11 protein-coding genes and 1 pseudogene are annotated in these 5803 nt (G+C 35.7%); 8 read left to right on the top strand and 4 right to left on the bottom strand.

What is annotated here, in order from left to right; all coding sequences use genetic code 11:
* Both ACFIKG_RS08440 and ACFIKG_RS08435 read left to right on the top strand, forming a co-directional pair.
* The coding region (locus ACFIKG_RS08440) for a hypothetical protein (RefSeq protein WP_375652107.1) at positions 1–574 on the top strand (574 nt) is incomplete at its 5' end.
* A gap of 83 nt (positions 575–657) precedes the next feature.
* The gene (locus ACFIKG_RS08435; protein ID WP_375652106.1) at positions 658–1173 is read left to right on the top strand and encodes a hypothetical protein; all 516 of its coding nucleotides are present in this window, start codon (positions 658–660) and stop codon (positions 1171–1173) included.
* Between the two features lie 67 nt (positions 1174–1240).
* Here ACFIKG_RS08435 and ACFIKG_RS08430 read toward each other — a convergent pair whose 3' ends face one another.
* Together ACFIKG_RS08430 and ACFIKG_RS08425 are read right to left on the bottom strand one after the other, a co-directional pair.
* Entirely contained in the window at positions 1241–1534 is a 294-nt protein-coding gene (locus tag ACFIKG_RS08430) for a HigA family addiction module antitoxin (protein ID WP_375613679.1), read from the bottom strand.
* 16 nt (positions 1535–1550) lie between these two features.
* Positions 1551–1832 carry a type II toxin-antitoxin system RelE/ParE family toxin gene (locus ACFIKG_RS08425; protein ID WP_375652105.1) on the bottom strand — a complete coding sequence of 94 codons (282 nt, stop codon included), beginning with the start codon at positions 1830–1832 and terminating at the stop codon, positions 1551–1553.
* Positions 1833–2020: 188 nt separating this feature from the next.
* Here ACFIKG_RS08425 and ssb point away from each other — a divergent pair, with 188 nt between their 5' ends.
* The 4 genes from ssb (at position 2021) to ACFIKG_RS08405 (ending at position 3967) form a co-directional block, all read left to right on the top strand.
* Positions 2021–2461 (top strand): single-stranded DNA-binding protein, encoded by a 441-nt coding sequence (ssb, locus tag ACFIKG_RS08420; protein ID WP_375625806.1) that lies wholly within the window; start codon positions 2021–2023, stop codon positions 2459–2461.
* Positions 2462–2796: 335 nt separating this feature from the next.
* Entirely contained in the window at positions 2797–3270 is a 474-nt protein-coding gene (locus ACFIKG_RS08415; protein WP_375652108.1) for a hypothetical protein, read from the top strand.
* Between the two features lie 107 nt (positions 3271–3377).
* Positions 3378–3635 carry an AbrB/MazE/SpoVT family DNA-binding domain-containing protein gene (locus tag ACFIKG_RS08410; RefSeq protein ID WP_375627269.1) on the top strand — a complete coding sequence of 86 codons (258 nt, stop codon included), beginning with the start codon at positions 3378–3380 and terminating at the stop codon, positions 3633–3635.
* The gene (locus ACFIKG_RS08405; RefSeq protein WP_375627270.1) at positions 3635–3967 is read left to right on the top strand and encodes a type II toxin-antitoxin system PemK/MazF family toxin; all 333 of its coding nucleotides are present in this window, start codon (positions 3635–3637) and stop codon (positions 3965–3967) included. The genes ACFIKG_RS08410 and ACFIKG_RS08405 overlap by 1 nt, the downstream gene beginning before the upstream one ends.
* A 187-nt stretch (positions 3968–4154) precedes the next feature.
* On the opposite strand, the gene ACFIKG_RS08400 is transcribed toward ACFIKG_RS08405, so the two are convergent.
* On the bottom strand, positions 4155–4451 hold the full coding sequence (locus ACFIKG_RS08400; RefSeq protein ID WP_375636702.1) for a hypothetical protein: 297 nt from the start codon (positions 4449–4451) through the stop codon (positions 4155–4157).
* Positions 4452–4483: 32 nt separating this feature from the next.
* A complete protein-coding gene (locus ACFIKG_RS08395; protein WP_375652104.1) occupies positions 4484–5122 on the bottom strand; it encodes a hypothetical protein in 639 nt (212 codons plus the stop codon).
* A gap of 282 nt (positions 5123–5404) precedes the next feature.
* Here ACFIKG_RS08395 and ACFIKG_RS08390 point away from each other — a divergent pair, with 282 nt between their 5' ends.
* Complete coding sequence (locus tag ACFIKG_RS08390) at positions 5405–5719, top strand: hypothetical protein (protein ID WP_015856329.1); 315 nt, start codon at positions 5405–5407, stop codon at positions 5717–5719.
* Positions 5700–5803: pseudogene (locus tag ACFIKG_RS08385) on the top strand (terminase); the annotation flags it as partial. The gene ACFIKG_RS08390 and the pseudogene ACFIKG_RS08385, both read left to right, overlap by 20 nt.

Here is a 5803-nt window from a genome sequence, read left to right as displayed (position 1 = left end):
GGAGAGACAATCCGTAATCTTATCGGTGCAACACAGCTTAGTGACGCCTCTACAAGATACCGTGCAACAGATAGAGCAATGTGTAACTCTGGAGTTCCCATGGACCTTGAGAAATGGCATTCAATTGACAGCAACCCTAGAGAAACAAGCTTTAGAAGCTTATCAGACTGTTCAAAACTTACTTACCGTGAAAGCGTCTGTTGAAGACATAGCAGAGGCTCTTGATGTGCTTGAAGGTGGTTTGACAATGCAAAAAGTTTCAAATGTAGAAGCGCGTGCAAAGGCTTATATCGCAGCTCTTAACGGCATTTCACTCTGGTCTTTATTGCAAGCTGTTAAAAATCTTATACGTGGTGAAGCAAAAGGCATGTCCACAACATTTGTGCCCTCATGCGCTGATCTAGCGCAGTATTGTCGTGATTTAGAAAGCAGGCTTTATGGTGTTGCTGAGAGAGTTTTTACAGCAGTTGAAAATACGCGTAACCTAGCCTTAGGAGGCAAGCGCATTTCATTCATGAGAATAGGCAAGCCTAGTGAAGAGTGTCATGACAGTAGCAATTCTAAAGCGGCTTAAAACAGCAAACTAGTGAAAAGTGCTGATCATTTTACGATTAGGCATGTATTTAAATCGATAAAAAGGTACCGTAGGAAATAAATATGTTTACAGATAAGCAGCTAAGAGCCTTGTTTGGCATTATAACTTTTATATTTTTATGTTTTTTAGGAATTAAAAAAAATCCCTACTTTATTCAAAGTATTTTGACATTCGCATCTGTTTCTTTGGTAATAGTCACAGCGGTTTTTGCAATTTTATGCAGTTCTCATATTCCTTTTGAGTTGCAGAACAATCCAAAATACAAACGCAGCAACACAACAGGTTGGAAGACATTAACACGTGATTTACAACAGTATATGCACAGACTTTTAAATATAATAATTTTAGCGCTTGTCGTTTTAATTTTCCCAAGTGGTTATAAAGAAACTGTTTCTTTGCCTATTTTTTCTAATTACGTAGAGCATAAGCTTTCTTTTTCATTGGATACTATACTTTGGTACTCAGATATTGCTCTTTGGTATTCCTTTTTAGTTTGTGTATTGTTTCTTATGTTACATACACGCAGTTTAATAAATATATCTATTTACACACTACAGTGCTCAGTTAAAAAACCATAGTAAAATTTCCGAACGTTTATAGATAAAATCAACAAGAGCATAAAAAACTATCGTGGGCTGCTTGATTTTAAAAATGCCCTACTTGCTCTAAAGGTGAAATATGTGGGATTGGGCTGTTATGCCGAGCTTGCCACAAATCATGCTTTTGTTGCAATTTAAGCCAGAATTCCGCATCATTTAAACCCGCTTTTTCTAACCGTAAAGCTAAGTTAATGCTAATCGCTGCATGACAGTTTAAGACGCGGGATAAAGTTAAACGTGCAACACCAAGACGATTTGCAGCTTCTGTTACTGTTAACCCTAATTCATCAAGCAATTCTTCTTTCAAAATGCCGCCAGGGTGTGGAGGATTGTACATCATAATAACACCTCAAAACTCAATGGTAATCTTGATAATCAACCAGTTCAACGTCTGTCCCAATGAAACGAAAGGTAACACGCCAATTTCCATTGACACGCATTGACCAGTAACCTTTTAAATCGCCCGTAAGCGCATGTAGACGATACGATTTAAGAGTAACTTGTTCAGGCGCGGATATTGTATCTAAAATTACTAAAATGTTTGCTAATTTTTTAGCATGCGCGGGTTGTATGCCTTTGTAGACTCCTCTTTCAAAGAATAATCTCAACCCTTTATGCTTAAAACTAACGATTGCCATATATACCCTCTTGATACTTGATACTATACACCATGCATTTATGTCAATTGATTATTTATCAAAGAGCATATTAAACATAATTTTATATGTTAAAAAACAATAATATCCTTTTGAAATAATTGAAAAAATATGCAAATCATGCTAGGATTTTGTATGTATTAAAATACAAATTTAAGGTAAGAAAAAACATGCTAAATAAAGTGATGTTAATCGGGCGTTTAGGTGCTGATCCCGAAAGCAAAACAATGAATTCTGGAGCAGAAATAGTCAATTTTAGTATAGCGACTTCTGAGAGCTATACAGATAAAAATACTCATCAAAAAGTAGAGAAAACTGAATGGCATTCAGTTGTGATTTTTAATCCACATTTAGCAAAAATAGCGCTTCAGTATCTCAACAAAGGTTCAAAAGTTTACGTAGAAGGAAAATTACAGACACGCAAATGGCAAGATAAAAATGGGCATGACCGTTATACAACAGAGATTGTTTTACCGCAATTCAAAGGCGAGTTAAAGCTCTTAGACGGAAAAAATAATGATAATCAAGAGCCATTATCTTCTTATGACAGAAGTTTCCAGCAACCTCTTGATACGCCTCATACTGTTATAAATGATGAGGTTCCTTTTTGATGTTAATGAGTCAATCCAATTCTTTGCAAATAATTATACAGAATAATATGCTTATGCAACAAGCGTTGTTAGAGAATAAAGGTAATGATGTACCTGCTACTGGTTTTGAAATAGCAATAATCATTGTATTTATGTTGACATTGGTTGTATTCGTTTGGGGGCTGGCTAATGATAAAATAAAGATAAGTGTATTAACTATAATTATAGGTCTCTCTTTATCCACGTGGTTATTTATTTTGGATAAAGAAACATGTTTAGCATCAGATAAAATTGGGCAAGATATTAGACAGACATTTGGGGGTATAAGTGAAAAAAATAAAAAGAAAGATGCTTACATTTCACAAGTGAAAGTACGTCAAGATCCTGTTAATCAATTGGCAATTGAAATGCGTGCTAAACGCTTTGGTTTGACTATTGAAGAGGCTAAAAATCCGCTTGCTGGTACTTATGTTGGGCGGCTTTGTTTGCAAGGTGTGCTTACTCAAGACCAGTATGATGCTGCGCAAAAATATCTTGAAGTGAAAAATGACTATTTGTGTGCAAAAGGTTTACCAAGCGCTGTTTATGATGAAATACCATCATCTTCTGATGACAAAGCAAGAGAAAAATGGGTTGAATTTGCAACAGAACAGTTTTCTAATATGCAAGAGGCGATAAAAGAAACACAACATCTCTATAGACAGTATAATCTTTATGCAGCAATACAATATATTGTTGTCGAAGACCAAACATTACCACATCTTGTGAATTCATTGCGGGTCGCTCTTAACGCGCTTCATAAATATTTTGACAGAAAAACTAAATGGTAAATGTTTTATTGTTCTTTTTCCATAAAAGTTCCATAAAAGCATGAAAAGCTCTTGAAGAATATGCATTAGAATGTTATATTTTTATATAATATTAAAGGGAGTGTTTTATGCACACAACAAAATTACGTAAGGTTGGAGGGTCTATTATGCTCTCTATACCGCCCGCATTGCTTGATGTTCTTCATCTTTCTGAAAACACGCAAGTGGGTTTGGCTATTGACAATGGACAATTGGTTGTAAAACCACAGGCATTCCCTAGCTATACTCTTGAAGAATTGTTAGCGCAATGTAATCCTTCAGATGATTTTGCGGATGGTGATATGGAGTGGTTTGATGCCAAGCCTGTTGGCAGAGAGCTCTTGTAATGAAGCGGGGCGAAATTTGGTTTGTATCGCTTGACCCAACTTCTGGTTATGAGCAAAAAGGAACGCGTCCTGTACTGGTTGTGTCACCGGAGGCGTTTAATCGTGCCACGAAAACACCGATTGTCTTACCTATTACAAGTGGAGGAAATTTTGCAAGAACAGCAGGTTTTGCTGTTTCATTAGCAGGAACAGGATTACATACAACAGGTGTGATACGTTGTGATCAACCACGAGCTCTCGATATAGCAGCGCGTCAGGGAAGGAAAATGGAAACAGTTCCCTCCATGATTATGAACGAAGTGCTTGCCAAGCTATCAACATTTCTAACATAGTTTTTTTATGCATCTTTAAGAACGATGCTAAAGTAAGCAATGTGACGTGAAACGTTTCTCTGTATAACGCCTTGTAAAAGACTAAGGAAAATAATTCATTCTATTGTACGCAGAAGTGCCTCTTTTTGTTTCTAAAAATAAGAAAGATATGAAGTATTTGTTTTATGATTTTTAGTATTTTTATTCTTCACTTATAGCTATTACAATCAACATCTTGAAATTTATCATAACCATAGTAATCTTTATGTTGCTGTTTTAACATTTTACATAGATTGTATCGATTAATATCAAATTTTTCGAGCACTTCGTTTGGAAGATCATATAAATTTCGAGGACCAACATCAAACATATCAACTGCATCAGCTAGGTTATTTGGAATGCGGTTCTCATCTGCATCTGATTTTTGTCCGCAGTTGGTAAGAAAAAGCACACTGATTACTATGATTAATAAGTAACTTATTTTTTTTGCTGATAAATAATTCATTATTTCTTTTATGGCTGGAGTTTAAGTATATATTAAAGATTAAGAGTTTTCTTAATAAGGTGATCCATCTTATCAATTTCATTGCTTAGTGCATCAATCATGTTATTTCCTTTTTCAATATTCTGATGAAGTTCAAAAAATTGTGCCTCATAATTCAACACATCAGATGTGTGCTTAGACTTAGATGCTTTTGCCATGGCTTGAAGCACTATGTGCCGCTTTTGAACAAGGCTAAAAATGGATTGTATTGTCTCATGTCTTGCTTTGATTGCTTTATTTCGTGTATGAATTATAGTGTACAATCCATAATTTTTTTGTTGATCCTGTCTTGGACTCATATTGAGTAGTTTTATAGTCAGGGCATCCTGTTCTTGAGCTATTGTTTCCCACTCATTGAGGGTAATTTCTAGAAACTTCTGTGTGTCATTCCATCCCCTTTCCGCATTTTCTTTTGCATCTTTTTCTAGGTTCAGTTTTTCAATTATTTTAGAACAAAATAATTCATTTATACTGGCATAACCATGTGCTGTTAGCAAAAGATATGCCATAAAAAACGCAATCGTTAATATGTTCTTTTTGAATACAAATATTTTTGTAAATGTCTTTTTAATTCTGCATAAAGCTGCTTTTTTGAAAAATAACATTAATTCCCCCCACTTTTTGCTAATCAATAACTTTGTGCTTCCATATAATTGATTCGTTGAGATGACACAATTGTGAGTGGTTGGTTGTTAAAGACACTAGATTTAGGTGAAAAAAATAAAAAATACACAATATAGTGATTTTTTTTGTTGACAGGATATGAAAAATAGTGTTTTATGGCGTTGCTGTACTAGTCGAATTGCGTCTAGAATTACGGTAAAGGTATAACCTTTCTTATAAGTTTATCTGATTGTTCAGAGCCCTGCTTTTGCGGGGTTTTTTTATTGTCTTGTTTACAAAAAGAAACACACATGAAAACCACTGAAAAACTTGCAAAAAGAACGCCCCCAAAGGCAGGTCAAGGGCGGGTAAAAGGCGTGCCAAATAAAACGACACGTATTTTGAAAGAAGCAGTGCTTAAGGCAGCAGAGCGCGCTGGTAAGAAATATGGTGATGATGGTTTGATCTCTTATCTCGAAAAACAGGCAATCAAATGCCCCGCTGCTTATTTGGCATTGTTGGGGAAGATTTTGCCTCTTCAAGTGACAGGGGAAGATGGCGGGGCGATTAAGATGATAACGCGTGTAGAAATCGCGCCTTTGGTCAATGACAACACGACAGATTAATATTGTTCCAAAGCTTATACCGATTTTTACAGGGGATGCTTTGGTACGGGCGGCTTGGGGTGGACGAGGGTCTGGAAAGACAAG

The organism is Bartonella sp. LB28NMGDW (assembly GCF_042194435.1).
Lineage (GTDB): Bacteria > Pseudomonadota > Alphaproteobacteria > Rhizobiales > Rhizobiaceae > Bartonella > Bartonella grahamii.
Note: the sequence above shows the minus strand (reverse complement) of the source record. Positions and strands in the feature narration are given on the sequence as shown.

Bases quoted from the DNA above. Each gene is read 5' to 3' on its own strand.
- ACFIKG_RS08435 (WP_375652106.1), top strand. From the start codon at position 658: ATGTTTACAGATAAGCAGCTAAGAGCCTTGTTTGGCATTATAACTTTT.
- ACFIKG_RS08430 (WP_375613679.1), bottom strand. From the start codon at position 1,534: ATGATGTACAATCCTCCACACCCTGGCGGCATTTTGAAAGAAGAATTG.
- ACFIKG_RS08425 (WP_375652105.1), bottom strand. From the start codon at position 1,832: ATGGCAATCGTTAGTTTTAAGCATAAAGGGTTGAGATTATTCTTTGAA.
- ssb (WP_375625806.1), top strand. From the start codon at position 2,021: ATGCTAAATAAAGTGATGTTAATCGGGCGTTTAGGTGCTGATCCCGAA.
- ACFIKG_RS08410 (WP_375627269.1), top strand. From the start codon at position 3,378: ATGCACACAACAAAATTACGTAAGGTTGGAGGGTCTATTATGCTCTCT.
- ACFIKG_RS08405 (WP_375627270.1), top strand. From the start codon at position 3,635: ATGAAGCGGGGCGAAATTTGGTTTGTATCGCTTGACCCAACTTCTGGT.
- ACFIKG_RS08400 (WP_375636702.1), bottom strand. From the start codon at position 4,451: ATGAATTATTTATCAGCAAAAAAAATAAGTTACTTATTAATCATAGTA.
- ACFIKG_RS08390 (WP_015856329.1), top strand. From the start codon at position 5,405: ATGAAAACCACTGAAAAACTTGCAAAAAGAACGCCCCCAAAGGCAGGT.